The organism is Anaerobacillus sp. CMMVII, assembly GCF_025377685.1.
GTDB lineage: Bacteria > Bacillota > Bacilli > Bacillales > Anaerobacillaceae > Anaerobacillus.
Map to the genome: position 1 here is coordinate 292506 of NZ_JACEHK010000001.1, position 18281 is coordinate 310786.

Below are 18281 nucleotides of genomic sequence, written 5' to 3' on the forward strand. Positions count from 1 at the left end.
AGCAGCTTTTTTTATTGACTAAATTTATCGGATTATTCTGATGAATTTAGTCGTAGGACCTTCGTAGCGTTACATGCAGTAACTCTAAACTATACACTCTACACTGAAATTATAAATCTTTGCATCCTATTATTAGAAATGAAATAATAGTAGAAATAGCTGAAAAGGAGTTGGCAGAAGAAATGAAACCATCTGTTATAAAGCTGATTGAAACAAACGAGAAGTTATTTTGAAAATTGGCTACATGAAATAGAAGAAGTCAAAAGAGATGATAATTTTGAAAATATATCAGACTATGTTTACACAAGTACGAATAAAGAATTTGTAGAGATCATTTTAAATGCCCTTAGTCATGGTCAAGAATTATTTGATGAACACTTTAGTCAATTTACAGAGGGGCTCATTCAAGTTGGCTGGCCGTTATCTTACTTAACAACTGGACTACAGACGTTTAGGAAAGTCATTTTAGATACTTTGTATGATGGTGCTGAAACAGCCAAAGTAGATATAGAGGTTTATTATGAGGTTAGTATGTGGGTAGACCAAATTGTGAATATGCTAGTTACTGAATACTCTGGATCGTGGGAAAATACGGTATTCCTGCAAAAGATGGCTCTAAAGGAGCTTTCAGCACCCCTAATTCCCGTTTTTGAAACTATCAGTGTGATGCCGCTTATTGGTACGATTGATACAGAAAGAGCAAAGTTGATTATGGAAAATCTTTTGAATGGGGTCATTGAGCATCGTTCCGAAGTTGTGCTTATTGATATTACGGGAGTTCCTGTTGTTGATACGATGGTAGCTAACCATATTATCCAAGCCTCGGAAGCAGTTCGATTAGTAGGTGCTAAATGTATTTTAGTTGGAATTAGACCAGAGATTGCCCAAACAATAGTTAATTTGGGCATTGATTTATCGAAATTCCCGACGAAAAACACATTGAAAAAGGGAATTGAAACGGCTTTAGAACTTACAAATAAAAAGATTGTAACGATTGAGGGGTAAAAAGGGGAGAGTATGATGAGAATTCCAATCTTAAAGTTAAAAGATTATTTGCTAGTTTCCGTTCAAATTGAATTAGATGATCAAACTGCCCTGCAGTTTCAAGAAGATATCTTAAATAAGATACATGATGCTGGTTCACGTGGAGTTGTTATTGATCTTACATCAGTAGACTTTATCGATTCTTTCATTGCTAAAGTTTTAGGTGATGTCGTTGATATGTCCAACTTAATGGGAGCAAAAGTAGTACTTACAGGAATTCAACCGGCAGTCGCCATTACATTAGTTGATATGGGGATTTTATTACATGGGGTGCCTACAGCCTTAGACTTAGAGCAGGGATTGGAAAAATTACAGCAGGAATTGGAGGGATAAAAATGTCCCAAACCTGTGTAGAGGTTAAAAGTGAGTGGAGTATTGTGGCAGCTAGACAAGCCGGGAGAACGTTAGCTAAGGAGATCGGTTTTGGTTCTGTAGACCAAGCAAGGATTACCACAGCGATTTCTGAGCTTGCTAGAAATATATATTTATATGCGAAAAAAGGTCAAATTTGTATTGAGAAGGTTGTCCTAGTTAATAAAGTAGGAATAAAGGTGTCAGCCATTGATCATGGACCAGGTATCAAGGATTTACGTAAAGTTATGGAGGATGGATTTACAACATCTGGGGGGTTAGGTGCTGGATTACCAGGGGTTAAACGACTAATGGATGAATTTTCAATAGAATCGGCCATTGGAGAAGGTACAACAGTGAATGCTATTAAGTGGATCCGTTAGATAGGAGATGAGTGATGGAGAAAACTGATATTAGCTTACATGAAATGTATAAATCAATCCTAGAAGGATATTTACTAACAAATAGTGAGCATTGTCTCTACGAAGCCCAACAGTTTTCGCGGGAGTTAATCAAAGAGAATATGTCTCCTGAGGAAATGGTTAACTTACATGTAACGGTCGTCCAAGAACTAATTCCTAGCTTACCACCAGAAGTCTTGGCAACCAATGAATTACTACTAGAGGTAATGGTGGGCTATGGACTTGCATACAGAGAACATCAAAGTTTACGAGACCGGCAAAAGCAGTTAGATTCCGAATTTGCAGTTGCTGCTAAGATGCAACAACAATTACTCCCTAAGGATGTTCCGAGGGTCGAACCACTTGATATTGGAATAAAAAGTGTTGCTGCTAGTGCAGTTAGTGGCGATTATTATCACTTTAATGAGGATGATCAGTGGCATTTAGGTTTTGCTGTAGCTGATATTATCGGCAAGGGAGTACCGGCGGCCTTGTGTATGTCAATGATAAAATATGCTATGGATAGTTTGCCTGAACAGCGTCTACAACCAAGTGCTCTTCTTGAAAATTTAAATCGAGTAGTTGAACAAAATATTAGTTCAACTATGTTTATAACGATGATTTATGGATCATATGATTTACAAAATCATATCTTTCACTATTCAGGGGCGGGTCATGAACCAGGGTTTTATTATCAAGCGACTAGCGATCAATTCTTTGATTTAGAAACAAAGGGCCTTGTCCTCGGTTTAACGAAAAAAGCAAAGTTTCAAGAGTATCAAGCAAAGGTTGAAATTGGTGATATCATTGTCCTACTTTCAGACGGGGTAACAGAATGTAGAACTGAGAGTGGCTTTATAGAGAGAAGTGAAGTAATGAAATTAATCAGAAGTTATCTTCATTTATCTGCACAAGAAATTGCTGAAAATGTCTATAGTGATATAGAAAAGCTACAAAACTTTCAACTAAAAGATGATTTTACGTTGATGATTATAAGAAGAGACGTTTAAAAAATAGAGATAGTGGTATATAAACAATGTGAATGTGAGGAGGGTAACTATGAATTTAGAAGTTGACCACATAGAAAAAGCGGCAAAACATTACTTATACCTAAAGGGAGAAATAGATGTTTACACATCAGATAAACTAAGAAGTACATTATTACCTTTAACGGAACAGAAAGATTGTGAGATAATCGTTGATTTTTCTCTGGTTAATTATATCGATAGTACTGGGCTAGGGATTTTTATTGGTGCTTTAAAGTCTACCCATAAACATGATAGTTCGTTTATATTGACCGGAATGAATGAAAGAGTTCGGCGTTTATTTCATATTACTGGGCTAGATGAAGTCATGAACATCGAGGAAGAAAGTACGAGGGAGGAAGCGAAGTGAGTCAAACATCGGATTTCTTAGAAATGAAGGTTCCAGCCAAACCTGAATATGTAGGTGTCGTTCGCTTAACGATTTCCGGGATCGCTAATCGGCTCGGATATACTTATGACGATATAGAAGACATTAAAATCGCCGTTGCTGAAGCGTGTACAAATGTTGTTAACCATGCTTATAAAGAGAATGATGGTCAAATGACCATAGGGTGTGGGGTCTATCACGATCGCTTAGAAATTATGGTTGCAGATCGTGGGCAAAGTTTCTCGGTTGCAGATCTAAAAGGGAGTTTAGGGCCGATTAATGCGGATAAACCGATTGCTCAGTTGAAGGAAGGTGGCCTAGGTTTATTTTTAATCGACACTTTAATGGATAAAGTGGAGATCAGCAATGATGCAGGTGTGATTATCATCATGACTAAGTTCCTACAAAGAGGTGAGGTGGAACAGAATGTCGGACGGATTTCAGCAACAATCACAGATCGACAATAACATAGAACAACTAATAAGAGAATTCCAGCAATCACAATCAGAAGAAGTACAAACAAAACTCGTCAAAAATTACGAAGCGTTAGTTCATACGTTAGCTAAGAAATTTTCCAGGGGTAGAGGATATGATGAGGATCTTATACAAGTAGGAATGATTGGGCTATTAGGGGCATTGCGCAGGTTTGACCCTACAGTAGGCCGCAGCTTTGAATCGTTTGCGGTACCAACAATTATTGGTGAGATTAAAAGATATATAAGAGACAAGACATGGAGCGTTCATGTGCCAAGAAGGATTAAGGAACTTGGACCTAAAATAAAAAATGCAGTAGAGAAATTAACAACAGAGCTACAACGATCACCAAAAGTGATTGAAATAGCGAACTACTTAGAAGTAACAGAAGAAGAAGTGTTAGAAACGATGGAAATGTCGCGAAGTTATCAAGCACTTTCAGTTGATCGTTCAATAGAAGCTGATCAAGAAGGTGGAGCTATGACATTACTTGACTTAGTAGGAGCGACGGATACAGGGTTTGAAAAGACGGAACAGCAGTTATTGATCGAAAAGGCTTTTTCTGTGCTTACAGAAAGGGAGAAACAAATACTATATTGCACCTTTTATGAAGGGCTTAGTCAAAAGGAAACTGGTGATAAACTAGAAATCTCTCAGATGCATGTTTCAAGACTACAAAGGCGGGCGTTAGAAAAAATAAAAGCTTCGTTACCTGTAAAAGCTACGGAGTGTTTATAGATGACCCGAATTCAATCTTTAAAATATGTAGATGTAGCCTTTCTCCAAGCAGCTAAAAACAATAGCTCCTGGTGTGGCGATGCTTTTTCTTGTGTTGAAAGTGAGGGTTACTTTATTTGCGCAGTATCTGATGGACTTGGTAGCGGTCAATTAGCTTATGAAGCTTCTAAGGTAGTGATGAATTATATCCGAGAAAATCACCATGAAGAATTAACAATGATAATGGAAAATTGTAATCGATTATTATTTAATAAACGCGGAGTTGTTCTTTCAATTTTGAAAGTTGATTATATAAAAAAAGAAATAATTTATACAAACACAGGTAATATTAATTGTGTTTTTTATTCTCCTGAAGGTATTTTAACCAGGACCATCCCAAGAAGAGGGTTTCTTTCGGGGAAGAAGGTTACTTTTACGACACAACACCTTCCATATCAAACCGGTACCCGGTTTATAGTTTTTACAGACGGTATCGATTTACAGACTAGTTTACAAAAGGTGATTTTGAAAGAAAACAACATTGCTGATGTCGTTCAAACCGTGAAGAAACTTGTAGATCCAAAGAAAGATGACATGACATTTCTAGTTGGGGATGTACTAAGGTGATTTGTAGTGAGAAATACTTATGATGTAGGCGGCTTAGGGAGAGTCGCCTATTTTATTTTATAGAAATCAGCTGTTTCCTTTATTTTATTGCATTATTTATATAGAATAAATAAATATGATTGAAGAAGGTTGGTGTAGACAAATGGAAGAGAAAAAACAAACAATGCTGCAATTGCTGATGAAAGAAACAGAGTTTACAAAAAAGTCAATTGAAAATGTTGTTTCCTTAATTGAAGAAGGAAACACTGTTCCCTTTATAGCTCGGTATCGTAAGGAGTTAACTGGCTCCCTTGATGAGGTGCAAATTAGAACTATCGTCGATAGATGGACATATATAAATAACTTAGAGACAAGAAAAGAGGAAGTTATTCGCTTGATCCAAGAGCAGGACAAGCTTACAGAAGAACTTCAACAGGCAATTTCAAAATCTACGAAGCTTCAGGAAGTAGAAGATTTGTATCGACCTTATAAGCAAAAGCGTCGTACTAGAGCAACGGTAGCAAAGGAAAAAGGTCTAGAACCGTTTGCTACTTGGCTATTTACGTTCCCTGCTGATGGCAGTGTAGAGGAGACAGCTTCTCAATATATTTCTGAAGAAAAAGAAGTACATACGGCGGAAGATGCGATACAAGGAGCAAAAGATATTATTGCTGAATGGGTATCTGATGATCCAGAGATTCGCAAGGTAGTTCGAGAGCTAACCTTTAAAGAAGGAAAACTCGTTTCGACATCTAAAGATGTGGAGAAGGATGAAAAAGGCGTCTATGAAATGTATTACGAATACGAGGAGCAGGTTAGTAAAATTGTACCGCACCGTATTTTAGCTTTAAATAGAGGTGAGAAAGATGGGGTTTTAAAAGTTGCTCTTGCTACACCACTAGCCAAAATTATTACGCTTATTGAAAGAAAGTACATAAAAAAAAGTCACTCCCTGGTGACTCCATATATAAGAGATGCTATTAGTGATAGCTACAAACGATTAATTGAGCCTTCAATCGAAAGAGAAATTCGCAAGGAGTTGTCTGAGAAAGCGGAAGATCAAGCGATTCATATTTTTTCTGAAAATCTACGTAACTTGTTATTACAACCTCCTCTAAAAGGAAGAGTGGTTTTAGGGGTTGACCCAGCTTATCGTACAGGATGTAAATTGGCGATTGTAGATGAGACAGGAAAAGTCTTGCATATTTCTGTTATCTATCCGACACCACCAAAAAGTGAGATAGAAAAAGGGAAACAAATCGTTAAAGAATTAATAAAAAAACACGACATCGAAGTAATCGCCGTAGGGAACGGAACGGCTTCACGAGAAACAGAACAATTTATTGCAGACGTTATTAAGGAAGTAGACAAAGAAGTGTATTATCTAATCGTAAATGAAGCCGGGGCGAGTGTTTATTCTGCATCTCCGCTTGGGAGGGAAGAGTTCCCTGATTTGCAGGTTGAGGAAAGAAGTGCAATCTCGATTGCTAGAAGGCTTCAAGATCCGTTAGCTGAGTTAGTAAAAATTGACCCTAAGTCAGTGGGGGTTGGTCAATATCAGCATGATGTAACCCAATCGAAACTGAATGATTCACTAACCTTTGTTGTAGAAACAGTAGTTAACCAAGTAGGGGTTAATGTTAATACAGCTTCGAGTTCGTTGCTTCAATATGTTTCTGGGTTATCGAAATCAGTTGCAAATAACATCGTGAAAAAACGTGAAGAAGAAGGAAAGTTTTCGAATCGAAGTCAACTAAAGAAAATTCCTCGTCTTGGTGCGAAGACATACGAGCAATGTATTGGGTTTTTACGAGTGATTGACGGAGATGATCCATTAGATCAAACCGGCATTCACCCAGAAAGCTACAAAGAAACCAAAAAGTTGCTGAAGCAAGTAGGGGCTAAACCGGAACAGATTGGTTCAACGCAATTAAGTGAACAACTAAAGGAAATTAATATTGAAAAGATGGCGGCAGAGTTGGAGGTTGGAATTCCGACGTTGCAGGATATTGTTGATGCATTAATCCGTCCATTACGTGATCCTCGTGATGAGGTGGCAACGCCACTTTTGAAAAAAGATGTATTGCAGATGGAGGATTTACAAACAGGGATGGAATTGCAAGGTACGATCCGCAATGTTGTAGACTTTGGAGCTTTCGTCGATATTGGTGTTAAGCAAGATGGGCTCGTTCATATATCAAAACTAACCAATCGTTTTGTGAAGCACCCCATGGAAGTTGTTTCTGTTGGTGATGTTGTTACAGTTTGGGTAGATTCCGTTGATGTCAAGAAACAACGGATTGCATTAACGATGTTAAAACCAGAAAAACAAATTGTAGGATAGTTCAAATAAAATAGAGTGGCAACTCAAAATAAGTATCGGCTCATCTCAATTACACCTTTTGAGTTGAACAGGACTTATGAGTTACCACTCTATTTATTACTTTGTATGTTTTCTTCCGATATTTTCTGGTTCATACCTCCGATGGTAGTAATACCAGCATTGGTTTAAAAGCCGAATTTGATGTCGGTTTTTCTCGAGGAAAGCATTTTGTAGTTGCTTTTGCAGCCAGTCAGGCACCGGAAGTCCCCCTTCCTATTTTTAATGAGATGCCACTGAAATATAAGTGTGTTAGTATATTTAGTATATGAATGAATGGTTGTCATTGTTGAATGTTTTTTTCAATGTAATTAATCAATAAGGGGTTTTGGTTATGAATGATTTTCAGTTACAGGAGTTAGTTGAAGAAATATCTAGGGATTTTTTTGAATGGCCTTTTAAGCATAAAGCTTTATTTAATCCTAGACTTAGAACAACAGGTGGGAGATATCTTCTGAGATCGCATAATATTGAAATCAATCCAAAACAATATGAACATTTCGGGATGGAGGCATTGGTAGGAATTATCAAACATGAACTTTGCCATTATCATTTACATATTCAAAAAAGGGGTTATCGCCATATTGATAAAGACTTTCAAGAGTTACTTACAAAAGTAGATGGAACTAAATACTGTGGTGCAATTCCTGGACTAAGAAGGACTAGTAAGACCCTTCATGTGTATACTTGTACGGATTGTAATACTATCTTTAATCGAAAAAGGGAGATTGATACAAGTAAATATGTATGTGGGAAGTGTAAAGGGAAAATCAGGAAGACAAAAACTTTCAAAACAAGTTGACTTTAGTGTTTTGTATATGTTAAATTATAAAAGTCGCTGAAACGAGCTGACAATAATTCAACTCAGTTATAAAGCGAAAAATAATATTGACAAAATGGCGGAAACAAGTTAGACTTGTCTAAGTCAGAACAAAATATTCCGCAGTAGCTCAGTGGTAGAGCAATCGGCTGTTAACCGATCGGTCGTAGGTTCGAGTCCTACCTGCGGAGCCACTGGAGAAGTACCCAAGAGGCTATAAGGGGCTCCCCTGCTAAGGGAGTAGGCTGCGAAAGCGGTGCGCGGGTTCGAATCCCGCCTTCTCCGCCATTTTAAATGGCCCGTTGGTCAAGCGGTTAAGACACCGCCCTTTCACGGCGGTAACACGGGTTCGAATCCCGTACGGGTCACCATTACTACTATTTTTAAATGCAACATATGGAGGATTAGCTCAGCGACGAGCGAAGCATCCTTGGATTAACGTCGAGTTGTTTCGACGCATATGCATCTTAGTGTTACTGGAAGAGGAAGAAACAGGGTCTTCCTAGAATAGACTTCATCAATACTTCGGAGGATTAGCTCAGCTGGGAGAGCACCTGCCTTACAAGCAGGGGGTCGGCGGTTCGAACCCGTCATCCTCCACCATATTACTAATAAGATGGACCCGTGGTGTAGCGGTTAACATGCCTGCCTGTCACGCAGGAGATCGCCGGTTCGATCCCGGTCGGGTCCGCCATCTTTACTAAATGAAAAATGCGGGTGTGGCGGAATTGGCAGACGCGCTAGACTTAGGATCTAGTGTCTTTGACGTGGGGGTTCGAGTCCCTTCACCCGCACCATTTTTTATTTTAACGGCAAAAAGAACTTCATTGTCTACTGTTTATATTATGCGGTCGTGGCGGAATGGCAGACGCGCTAGCTTGAGGGGCTAGTGGGGGTATCCCCGTGGAGGTTCGAGTCCTCTCGACCGCATTGCTTCATTAAAATACAACATGCGCCCTTAGCTCAGCGACGAGCAAAACGTCGTCGGATAAGCTGCGAGTTGTTTCGACGCATTAGCTTCGAAGGCAATACGGGTAGAGGAAGAAACAGGGTCTACGGAGCGTTACTTCGTCCGTAATCATCATGAATAACATCATTGAAATACAACATGCGCCCTTAGCTCAGCTGGATAGAGTGTTTGACTACGAATCAAAAGGTCGGGAGTTCGAATCTCTCAGGGCGCACCAAACCAACTTCCTCGAATGAGCATCACTGCAGGTTTGCGACGAGCAAACGAAGTGGCGCAGGAGCATGTTTGGTTAGTGTAAATCATCTTAATATCTCGGGAAGTGGCTCAGCTTGGTAGAGCACCTGGTTTGGGACCAGGGGGTCGCAGGTTCAAATCCTGTCTTCCCGACCATTTAGTTTAATATGCGGGTGTAGTTTAGTGGTAAAACCTCAGCCTTCCAAGCTGATGTTGTGAGTTCGATTCTCATCACCCGCTCCAATCTACTATATGGGCCTATAGCTCAGCTGGTTAGAGCGCACGCCTGATAAGCGTGAGGTCGGTGGTTCGAGTCCACTTAGGCCCACCATATTTTTTTGATAACAGTGTTGACTTAGTTCGTTATGATTGATATGATGATTAGGTTGCTGTTACGGTAATAAATTGATTGTTGACAAGAAAGTGCTATTCTGATATAGTTAAACTCTTGTCGCTAAAACGACAGTAATCGTTCTTTGAAAACTGAACACACAGCCAAGCGAATTAAAGAGATAGTAAATATCTCGTCAATGTAACAAATTTTTTGAGCTATATCAAACACTTTTATGGAGAGTTTGATCCTGGCTCAGGACGAACGCTGGCGGCGTGCCTAATACATGCAAGTCGAGCGGACAATTGAGAGCTTGCTCTCAATTGTTAGCGGCGGACGGGTGAGTAACACGTGGGCAACCTGCCCTGTAGACTGGGATAACTTCGGGAAACCGAAGCTAATACCGGATAATCTTTTGAGTCACATGGCTCGAAAGTAAAAGTTGGGTTTACCTAACACTACAGGATGGGCCCGCGGCGCATTAGCTAGTTGGTAAGGTAATGGCTTACCAAGGCGACGATGCGTAGCCGACCTGAGAGGGTGATCGGCCACACTGGGACTGAGACACGGCCCAGACTCCTACGGGAGGCAGCAGTAGGGAATCTTCCGCAATGGACGAAAGTCTGACGGAGCAACGCCGCGTGAACGATGAAGGCCTTCGGGTCGTAAAGTTCTGTTGTTAGGGAAGAACAAGTACCGTTCAAATAGGGCGGTACCTTGACGGTACCTAACCAGAAAGCCACGGCTAACTACGTGCCAGCAGCCGCGGTAATACGTAGGTGGCAAGCGTTGTCCGGAATTATTGGGCGTAAAGCGCGCGCAGGCGGTCTCTTAAGTCTGATGTGAAAGCCCACGGCTCAACCGTGGAGGGTCATTGGAAACTGGGAAACTTGAGTGCAGAAGAGGAGAGTGGAATTCCATGTGTAGCGGTGAAATGCGTAGATATATGGAGGAACACCAGTGGCGAAGGCGACTCTCTGGTCTGTAACTGACGCTGAGGCGCGAAAGCGTGGGGAGCAAACAGGATTAGATACCCTGGTAGTCCACGCCGTAAACGATGAGTGCTAGGTGTTAGGGGTTTCGATGCCCTTAGTGCCGAAGTTAACACATTAAGCACTCCGCCTGGGGAGTACGACCGCAAGGTTGAAACTCAAAGGAATTGACGGGGGCCCGCACAAGCAGTGGAGCATGTGGTTTAATTCGAAGCAACGCGAAGAACCTTACCAGGTCTTGACATCCTTTGACAACCCAAGAGATAGGGCTTTCCCCTTCGGGGGACAAAGTGACAGGTGGTGCATGGTTGTCGTCAGCTCGTGTCGTGAGATGTTGGGTTAAGTCCCGCAACGAGCGCAACCCTTGATCTTAGTTGCCAGCATTTAGTTGGGCACTCTAAGGTGACTGCCGGTGACAAACCGGAGGAAGGTGGGGATGACGTCAAATCATCATGCCCCTTATGACCTGGGCTACACACGTGCTACAATGGATGGTACAAAGGGCAGCAAAACCGCGAGGTTGAGCCAATCCCATAAAGCCATTCTCAGTTCGGATTGTAGGCTGCAACTCGCCTACATGAAGCCGGAATTGCTAGTAATCGCGGATCAGCATGCCGCGGTGAATACGTTCCCGGGCCTTGTACACACCGCCCGTCACACCACGAGAGTTTGTAACACCCGAAGTCGGTGGGGTAACCTTTATGGAGCCAGCCGCCTAAGGTGGGACAGATGATTGGGGTGAAGTCGTAACAAGGTAGCCGTATCGGAAGGTGCGGCTGGATCACCTCCTTTCTATGGAGTTAAAACTCTAGTCGATGCTTTTCTTAGGAAAAGTACGCTGACGCTGTGTTTCAGTTTTGAGAGAATGATCTCTCAATTAAATAGTTAACTGCTCAATATTCATTATTGTGCTCCTGCGGTACTCCTTGCGTCGTATCCTCGTCGCAAAGCTGCATGAAGCTAATCAATGAAGCATCTCACGATGTAATTGAGGTCAGTGGCTTTGTTCCTTGAAAACTAGATAACAACTAACACATTTAAGTTTTACCGGAAAGTTTGTAAAAACTTTATGAGTAAACTTGAGTAGTCAAGAATTCAATTCGACGTAAAATCCTTATAACTAGGTAATTTTTCGAAAGAAGCGTAAGCTGATTGAAGAAAAATTTAGGTTAAGTTAGAAAGGGCGCACGGTGGATGCCTTGGCACTAGGAGCCGAAGAAGGACGTGACGAACAACGATATGCCTCGGGGAGCTGTAAGTAAGCTTTGATCCGGGGATTTCCGAATGGGGGAACCCACCATCCGTAATGGGATGGTACCCATAGCTGAATACATAGGCTATGAGGAGGCAGACCTGGGGAACTGAAACATCTAAGTACCCAGAGGAAGAGAAAGAAATTATCGATTTCCTGAGTAGCGGCGAGCGAAACGGAAACAGCCCAAACCAAGGGGCTTGCCCCTTGGGGTTGTAGGACACTCTACACGGAGTTACAAAGAAACGAAGTAGACGAAGCGATCTGGAAAGGTCCGCGAAACAAGGTAACAGCCCTGTAATCGAAACTTCGTTTCCTCCAGAGTGTATCCTGAGTACGGCGGGACACGTGAAACCCCGTCGGAATCCGGGAGGACCATCTCCCAAGGCTAAATACTTCCTAGTGACCGATAGTGAACCAGTACCGTGAGGGAAAGGTGAAAAGCACCCCGGGAGGGGAGTGAAAGAGATCCTGAAACCGTGTGCCTACAAGTAGTTGGAGCCCATTTACGGGTGACAGCGTGCCTTTTGTAGAATGAACCGGCGAGTTACGATTACGTGCAAGGTTAAGCTGAAGAGGCGGAGCCGCAGCGAAAGCGAGTCTGAATAGGGCGAATGAGTACGTGGTCGTAGACCCGAAACCGTGTGATCTACCCATGTCCAGGGTGAAGTTCAGGTAACACTGAATGGAGGCCCGAACCCACGCACGTTGAAAAGTGCGGGGATGAGGTGTGGGTAGGGGTGAAATGCCAATCGAACTCGGAGATAGCTGGTTCTCCCCGAAATAGCTTTAGGGCTAGCCTCGAGGGAAGAGTATTGGAGGTAGAGCACTGATTGGACTAGGGGTCCCCACAGGATTACCGAATTCAGTCAAACTCCGAATGCCAAATACTTATCCTCGGGAGTCAGACTGCGAGTGCTAAGATCCGTAGTCAAGAGGGAAACAGCCCAGACCATCAGCTAAGGTCCCAAAGTATACGTTAAGTGGAGAAGGATGTGGAGTTGCCCAGACAACCAGGATGTTGGCTTAGAAGCAGCCACCATTTAAAGAGTGCGTAATAGCTCACTGGTCGAGTGACTCTGCGCCGAAAATGTACCGGGGCTAAACGTATCACCGAAGCTATGGATTGCGCACCTGGTGCGCAGTGGTAGGGGAGCGTTCTAAGTGCAGCGAAGTCAGACCGGAAGGACTGGTGGAGCGCTTAGAAGTGAGAATGCCGGTATGAGTAGCGAAAAGAGGGGTGAGAATCCCCTCCGTCGAAAGCCCAAGGTTTCCTGAGGAAGGCTCGTCCGCTCAGGGTAAGTCGGGACCTAAGCCGAGGCTGAAAAGCGTAGGCGATGGACAACAGGTTGAAATTCCTGTACCACCTCCTCACCGTTTGAGCAATGGGGGGACGCAGAAAGGTAGGGTAAGCGCACTGATGGATATGTGCGTCCAAGCAGTTAGGCTGAGAAGTAGGCAAATCCGCTTCTCGCGAAGGCTGAGCTGTGATGGCGAGCGAAATTTAAGTAGCGAAGTTCCTGATCCTACACTGCCAAGAAAAGCCTCTAGCGAGGTGAGAGGTGCCCGTACCGCAAACCGACACAGGTAGGCGAGAAGAGAATTCTAAGACGCTCGGGAGAACTCGGATCACGGTCCTAGGTTAGAATTTCAATACAATCAGGGTAGTATCCCACCGACGCCTCCACCGAAGCTGGCGCTCCGGGTTCTCTCAGAATGGTTGGAAATCATTCGTAGAGTGCAAAGGCAAAAGGGAGCTTGACTGCGAGACCTACAAGTCGAGCAGGGACGAAAGTCGGGCTTAGTGATCCGGTGGTTCCGCATGGAAGGGCCATCGCTCAACGGATAAAAGCTACCCTGGGGATAACAGGCTTATCTCCCCCAAGAGTCCACATCGACGGGGAGGTTTGGCACCTCGATGTCGGCTCATCGCATCCTGGGGCTGAAGTAGGTCCCAAGGGTTGGGCTGTTCGCCCATTAAAGCGGTACGCGAGCTGGGTTCAGAACGTCGTGAGACAGTTCGGTCCCTATCCGTCGCGGGCGTAGGAAATTTGAGAGGAGCTGTCCTTAGTACGAGAGGACCGGGATGGACACACCGCTGGTGTACCAGTTGTTCCGCCAGGAGCATAGCTGGGTAGCTACGTGTGGAAGGGATAAGTGCTGAAAGCATCTAAGCATGAAGCCCCCCTCGAGATGAGATTTCCCTTGGAGTTAATCCAGTAAGACCCCTTAAAGATGATGAGGTTGATAGGTCTCGGGTGGAAGCACGGTGACGTGTGGAGCTGAGAGATACTAATCGGTCGAGGACTTATCCTATAAATAAGTTTAGAGTGATGAGTGTAGAGTTTTGAGTTGCGTGAGTAGCTCGAAGCAGTAAATACCAAATTCTAAATAAACGGATTGAATTTTACTCAAGTCTTAAATGTGTGTTATCTAGTTTTCAGGGAATGAAAATTTCTTGAAAAATTAAGTAGCTTGATCTTGAATTGAGTTCGTGCGTCTGTGTCTACCAGTGTAGCTTCGAAGTAAGCTTCCTCGACGCAAAGCAGCATGATGTAAACTCAAAGAAGCATCTCACGATGTGATTGAGGTCAGTAGCTTTTTTGAAGGAATGAACTTTCTTCATATAATCTAGTAGCGATAGCGAAGAGGTCACACTCGTTCCCATGCCGAACACGACCGTTAAGCTCTTCAGCGCCGATGGTAGTTGGGGGTTTCCCCCTGTGAGAGTAGGACGTTGCTAGGTGAAAAAACACATCCAATTATGGATGTGTTTTTTTGTGTACAAATGAAATGAGATTTTAGTTAGGGTAATTTTTATGTGTGCTTCTGCGGTACTCATAGCGACGTATCCTCGTCGCAAAGCTGCATGGATTAAAATAAAGAAGTAACTCATGATGTGAATTAACTCTGAGTTGAATGTAACTAGCATCGATCTGGAGGATCGTCGTCCTAGTCTTTTTTTTAATGAGGCGTTTTTACAACCATATAATAAAGGAAACAACGTTAGTTATTATCGAAGTTAACTAATATAAAGTACGTTGATGTAATGCTATATTTAACAAAAAAGAAGATAGTCACGTAATGTGACCATCTTCTCTTACCGCGTCCAACAAGCTTTATCCTCTGGGGTCGTATCGATTATTATATCCCACAGACACCTCATTTCATTATTGTTAAAAACAATCTTGAAATTTCCGGTTATGCTGCAAGCTAATCACCTCATTAAAGGTTCAATCGATCTTCCGAATGTTATTGATAGTAACATTCAAATGCTGCTGAAGTTGGTTGTGAGAAGCATAACTGCTCCTCAGAATATAGTATGTCCGAACTTTTCTGTCTCATGTGCTGATCACACAAAATTTTTCGTAAGTATAAAAAATCCAGTTAAATAAAAACTATATATTTAGGGGAATCCCAACACAACTTGTAGGAGGGTGTGAAAAAAATGGTTAATCAAGACTTTGAAAAGTTTAAAGAAGTTTCGGAAAAGCATAAATCAGTATACTTAGGTGGGGAAAAGGCACGAAAAGTAGATAAAGATGTCTTGCAAAGTAATGAAAATCATGGGACCTCGGTCGGTGCGGAAGGTCGAGATGTAAAACAGAAATAAAAAGTATTCTAAAACGCTTCTAAGATAAAAAAAAAATCAGGTATAATTACCGTGTAGGTTTTTATACTTGATTTTTTTTTAGAAAAAACAATAAATGACAATGACAAATTTATTTTTGAAGTACTTATAATAGGAAGGTTGGGAGTTTGTTATATGGTGATACAATCTAATATGCCACCCAAGGCAATTGTTGAGGTCTGGAGTAATACCGAAGAGGTTTTTAAAAAATATGATGTTCCCATTAATGATAAAATGATGGAAGTATTAGTTGAAGCAGATGTCCTGACTAGGTTACTTGTTGAACTAAATGCTGCAGTTGGTAGTTCGACTGCTACTTGTATAGAAGGTGGTTGAAATTTACAGGTGAAAAAAGAGTAGGTTACTCTTTTTTATTTATGATTTTTAATTAATGAGGTGAGTTTGAAGTGGTACATCAAATGGGATTAAAGAAGGAAAAAAAGTTGTGGTACGATTAAATGTTAAAAAGAAGAACTATCAGAGTTGGTGATACAATAGAACTTATAAAAGTTCCATAACAAAAATGAAACATTAAAAGTTCAGGTTATTAGGATATTCCCCTAGAGGATTTCGACTGAAAAGGTTGGACACTCGATCAATTGCTAAGAGGAACCTACGATATATATACGCAACAATGGGGAACCTTGGCTATTTCAATAGAATATTAAAATAAAATAGATATTAACATATATAAATTTTTATTTATTTCTAAAAAGGTATTGCAATCATCATGTTATCGTAGTATATTATTCTTCTGCCACAATTATTATTCTTATATCAAATAATAATGTTAAACTGTGGTTGACTTTAGTTATCAATTCATGTTATTATATATTTCTGGTCGTTGAAAGCATCTTGGTTCTTTTTTAAAAAAAGATGTTGCAAAAGATTTCTTATCATGATATAATAAATCTTGTCGCTAAAACGACAGTAATCGTTCTTTGAAAACTGAACACACAGCCAAGCGAATTAAAGAGATAGTAAATATCTCGTCAATGTAACAAAATTTTTTGAGCTATATCAAACACTTTTATGGAGAGTTTGATCCTGGCTCAGGACGAACGCTGGCGGCGTGCCTAATACATGCAAGTCGAGCGGACAATTGAGAGCTTGCTCTCAATTGTTAGCGGCGGACGGGTGAGTAACACGTGGGCAACCTGCCCTGTAGACTGGGATAACTTCGGGAAACCGAAGCTAATACCGGATAATCTTTTGAGTCACATGGCTCGAAAGTAAAAGTTGGGTTTACCTAACACTACAGGATGGGCCCGCGGCGCATTAGCTAGTTGGTAAGGTAATGGCTTACCAAGGCGACGATGCGTAGCCGACCTGAGAGGGTGATCGGCCACACTGGGACTGAGACACGGCCCAGACTCCTACGGGAGGCAGCAGTAGGGAATCTTCCGCAATGGACGAAAGTCTGACGGAGCAACGCCGCGTGAACGATGAAGGCCTTCGGGTCGTAAAGTTCTGTTGTTAGGGAAGAACAAGTACCGTTCAAATAGGGCGGTACCTTGACGGTACCTAACCAGAAAGCCACGGCTAACTACGTGCCAGCAGCCGCGGTAATACGTAGGTGGCAAGCGTTGTCCGGAATTATTGGGCGTAAAGCGCGCGCAGGCGGTCTCTTAAGTCTGATGTGAAAGCCCACGGCTCAACCGTGGAGGGTCATTGGAAACTGGGAAACTTGAGTGCAGAAGAGGAGAGTGGAATTCCATGTGTAGCGGTGAAATGCGTAGATATATGGAGGAACACCAGTGGCGAAGGCGACTCTCTGGTCTGTAACTGACGCTGAGGCGCGAAAGCGTGGGGAGCAAACAGGATTAGATACCCTGGTAGTCCACGCCGTAAACGATGAGTGCTAGGTGTTAGGGGTTTCGATGCCCTTAGTGCCGAAGTTAACACATTAAGCACTCCGCCTGGGGAGTACGACCGCAAGGTTGAAACTCAAAGGAATTGACGGGGGCCCGCACAAGCAGTGGAGCATGTGGTTTAATTCGAAGCAACGCGAAGAACCTTACCAGGTCTTGACATCCTTTGACAACCCTAGAGATAGGGCTTTCCCCTTCGGGGGACAAAGTGACAGGTGGTGCATGGTTGTCGTCAGCTCGTGTCGTGAGATGTTGGGTTAAGTCCCGCAACGAGCGCAACCCTTGATCTTAGTTGCCAGCATTTAGTTGGGCACTCTAAGGTGACTGCCGGTGACAAACCGGAGGAAGGTGGGGATGACGTCAAATCATCATGCCCCTTATGACCTGGGCTACACACGTGCTACAATGGATGGTACAAAGGGCAGCAAAACCGCGAGGTTGAGCCAATCCCATAAAGCCATTCTCAGTTCGGATTGTAGGCTGCAACTCGCCTACATGAAGCCGGAATTGCTAGTAATCGCGGATCAGCATGCCGCGGTGAATACGTTCCCGGGCCTTGTACACACCGCCCGTCACACCACGAGAGTTTGTAACACCCGAAGTCGGTGGGGTAACCTTTATGGAGCCAGCCGCCTAAGGTGGGACAGATGATTGGGGTGAAGTCGTAACAAGGTAGCCGTATCGGAAGGTGCGGCTGGATCACCTCCTTTCTATGGAGTTAAAACTCTAGTCGATGCTTTTCTTAGGAAAAGTACGCTGACGCTGTGTTTCAGTTTTGAGAGAATGATCTCTCA

Annotated in this window: 13 protein-coding genes, 11 tRNA genes and 4 rRNA genes; 27 read left to right on the top strand and 1 reads right to left on the bottom strand. The window is 42.5% G+C overall.

Annotated features, from left to right (window positions below):
- The first annotated feature begins 207 nt into the window (after positions 1 to 207).
- The 9 genes from H1D32_RS01590 (at position 208) to H1D32_RS01630 (ending at position 7350) form a co-directional block, all read left to right on the top strand.
- A complete protein-coding gene (locus H1D32_RS01590) occupies positions 208 to 1005 on the top strand; it encodes an RsbT co-antagonist protein RsbRA (protein ID WP_261176437.1) in 798 nt (265 codons plus the stop codon).
- A gap of 15 nt (positions 1006 to 1020) precedes the next feature.
- On the top strand, positions 1021 to 1377 hold the full coding sequence (locus tag H1D32_RS01595) for an STAS domain-containing protein (RefSeq protein WP_261176906.1): 357 nt from the start codon (positions 1021 to 1023) through the stop codon (positions 1375 to 1377).
- A 2-nt stretch (positions 1378 to 1379) separates the two neighbouring features.
- Positions 1380 to 1778 (top strand): anti-sigma regulatory factor, encoded by a 399-nt coding sequence (locus H1D32_RS01600; protein ID WP_261176438.1) that lies wholly within the window; start codon positions 1380 to 1382, stop codon positions 1776 to 1778.
- A gap of 14 nt (positions 1779 to 1792) precedes the next feature.
- On the top strand, positions 1793 to 2806 hold the full coding sequence (locus H1D32_RS01605; protein ID WP_261176439.1) for a PP2C family protein-serine/threonine phosphatase: 1014 nt from the start codon (positions 1793 to 1795) through the stop codon (positions 2804 to 2806).
- 49 nt (positions 2807 to 2855) lie between these two features.
- On the top strand, positions 2856 to 3191 hold the full coding sequence (locus H1D32_RS01610; protein WP_261176440.1) for an STAS domain-containing protein: 336 nt from the start codon (positions 2856 to 2858) through the stop codon (positions 3189 to 3191).
- A gap of 23 nt (positions 3192 to 3214) precedes the next feature.
- On the top strand, positions 3215 to 3676 hold the full coding sequence (gene rsbW / locus H1D32_RS01615) for an anti-sigma B factor RsbW (protein ID WP_483861123.1): 462 nt from the start codon (positions 3215 to 3217) through the stop codon (positions 3674 to 3676).
- Entirely contained in the window at positions 3636 to 4421 is a 786-nt protein-coding gene (gene sigB, locus H1D32_RS01620; RefSeq protein ID WP_261176442.1) for an RNA polymerase sigma factor SigB, read from the top strand. Before rsbW ends, sigB begins: the two co-directional genes overlap by 41 nt.
- Positions 4422 to 5027 carry a SpoIIE family protein phosphatase gene (locus H1D32_RS01625; RefSeq protein WP_261176443.1) on the top strand — a complete coding sequence of 202 codons (606 nt, stop codon included), beginning with the start codon at positions 4422 to 4424 and terminating at the stop codon, positions 5025 to 5027.
- A gap of 142 nt (positions 5028 to 5169) precedes the next feature.
- Positions 5170 to 7350, top strand: coding sequence for a Tex family protein (locus H1D32_RS01630; protein WP_261176444.1), 2181 nt, complete (start codon positions 5170 to 5172; stop codon positions 7348 to 7350).
- A 96-nt stretch (positions 7351 to 7446) separates the two neighbouring features.
- Here H1D32_RS01630 and cmpA read toward each other — a convergent pair whose 3' ends face one another.
- The gene (gene cmpA / locus H1D32_RS01635; protein WP_261176445.1) at positions 7447 to 7587 is read right to left on the bottom strand and encodes a cortex morphogenetic protein CmpA; all 141 of its coding nucleotides are present in this window, start codon (positions 7585 to 7587) and stop codon (positions 7447 to 7449) included.
- Positions 7588 to 7720: 133 nt separating this feature from the next.
- Between cmpA and H1D32_RS01640 the strand changes: the two genes are divergently transcribed.
- The 18 genes from H1D32_RS01640 to H1D32_RS01725 all read left to right on the top strand — a co-directional run bounded on the left by H1D32_RS01640 (position 7721) and on the right by H1D32_RS01725 (position 18197).
- Entirely contained in the window at positions 7721 to 8188 is a 468-nt protein-coding gene (locus tag H1D32_RS01640; RefSeq protein WP_261176446.1) for a SprT family protein, read from the top strand.
- A 137-nt stretch (positions 8189 to 8325) separates the two neighbouring features.
- Positions 8326 to 8400 (top strand) — tRNA-Asn (locus H1D32_RS01645).
- A gap of 2 nt (positions 8401 to 8402) precedes the next feature.
- Positions 8403 to 8494, top strand: a tRNA-Ser gene (locus H1D32_RS01650).
- An 8-nt stretch (positions 8495 to 8502) separates the two neighbouring features.
- Positions 8503 to 8577: transfer RNA gene (locus H1D32_RS01655), tRNA-Glu, on the top strand.
- 156 nt (positions 8578 to 8733) lie between these two features.
- Positions 8734 to 8809 (top strand) — tRNA-Val (locus H1D32_RS01660).
- Positions 8810 to 8824: 15 nt separating this feature from the next.
- A tRNA-Asp gene (locus H1D32_RS01665) sits at positions 8825 to 8900 on the top strand.
- Between the two features lie 19 nt (positions 8901 to 8919).
- Positions 8920 to 9003: transfer RNA gene (locus tag H1D32_RS01670), tRNA-Leu, on the top strand.
- 50 nt (positions 9004 to 9053) lie between these two features.
- Positions 9054 to 9136 (top strand) — tRNA-Leu (locus H1D32_RS01675).
- A 180-nt stretch (positions 9137 to 9316) separates the two neighbouring features.
- Positions 9317 to 9393, top strand: a tRNA-Arg gene (locus H1D32_RS01680).
- Positions 9394 to 9489: 96 nt separating this feature from the next.
- Positions 9490 to 9566, top strand: a tRNA-Pro gene (locus tag H1D32_RS01685).
- A gap of 13 nt (positions 9567 to 9579) precedes the next feature.
- Positions 9580 to 9653, top strand: a tRNA-Gly gene (locus tag H1D32_RS01690).
- 11 nt (positions 9654 to 9664) lie between these two features.
- Positions 9665 to 9741: transfer RNA gene (locus H1D32_RS01695), tRNA-Ile, on the top strand.
- Positions 9742 to 9973: 232 nt separating this feature from the next.
- Positions 9974 to 11525 (top strand): 16S ribosomal RNA (locus H1D32_RS01700).
- A 375-nt stretch (positions 11526 to 11900) separates the two neighbouring features.
- A 23S ribosomal RNA gene (locus H1D32_RS01705) occupies positions 11901 to 14301 on the top strand.
- A gap of 314 nt (positions 14302 to 14615) precedes the next feature.
- Positions 14616 to 14731, top strand: a 5S ribosomal RNA gene (rrf, locus tag H1D32_RS01710).
- Positions 14732 to 15433: 702 nt separating this feature from the next.
- Positions 15434 to 15598, top strand: coding sequence for a hypothetical protein (locus H1D32_RS01715; RefSeq protein WP_261176447.1), 165 nt, complete (start codon positions 15434 to 15436; stop codon positions 15596 to 15598).
- A gap of 153 nt (positions 15599 to 15751) precedes the next feature.
- Positions 15752 to 15952, top strand: a complete 201-nt coding sequence (locus tag H1D32_RS01720) for a hypothetical protein (RefSeq protein ID WP_261176448.1) — start codon at positions 15752 to 15754, stop codon at positions 15950 to 15952.
- Between the two features lie 693 nt (positions 15953 to 16645).
- Positions 16646 to 18197: ribosomal RNA gene (locus tag H1D32_RS01725) — 16S ribosomal RNA — on the top strand.
- Together the 16S, 23S and 5S rRNA genes with 11 tRNA genes alongside form the textbook arrangement of a ribosomal RNA operon.
- Positions 18198 to 18281 lie beyond the last annotated feature (84 nt).

Coding starts and splice junctions, on each gene's coding strand:
- H1D32_RS01595 (WP_261176906.1), top strand. CDS start 1,021: ATGAGAATTCCAATCTTAAAGTTAAAAGATTATTTGCTAGTTTCCGTT.
- H1D32_RS01640 (WP_261176446.1), top strand. CDS start 7,721: ATGAATGATTTTCAGTTACAGGAGTTAGTTGAAGAAATATCTAGGGAT.
- H1D32_RS01600 (WP_261176438.1), top strand. CDS start 1,380: ATGTCCCAAACCTGTGTAGAGGTTAAAAGTGAGTGGAGTATTGTGGCA.
- H1D32_RS01610 (WP_261176440.1), top strand. CDS start 2,856: ATGAATTTAGAAGTTGACCACATAGAAAAAGCGGCAAAACATTACTTA.
- H1D32_RS01605 (WP_261176439.1), top strand. CDS start 1,793: ATGGAGAAAACTGATATTAGCTTACATGAAATGTATAAATCAATCCTA.
- H1D32_RS01625 (WP_261176443.1), top strand. CDS start 4,422: ATGACCCGAATTCAATCTTTAAAATATGTAGATGTAGCCTTTCTCCAA.
- sigB (WP_261176442.1), top strand. CDS start 3,636: ATGTCGGACGGATTTCAGCAACAATCACAGATCGACAATAACATAGAA.
- H1D32_RS01630 (WP_261176444.1), top strand. CDS start 5,170: ATGGAAGAGAAAAAACAAACAATGCTGCAATTGCTGATGAAAGAAACA.
- rsbW (WP_483861123.1), top strand. CDS start 3,215: ATGAAGGTTCCAGCCAAACCTGAATATGTAGGTGTCGTTCGCTTAACG.
- H1D32_RS01715 (WP_261176447.1), top strand. CDS start 15,434: ATGGTTAATCAAGACTTTGAAAAGTTTAAAGAAGTTTCGGAAAAGCAT.
- H1D32_RS01720 (WP_261176448.1), top strand. CDS start 15,752: ATGGTGATACAATCTAATATGCCACCCAAGGCAATTGTTGAGGTCTGG.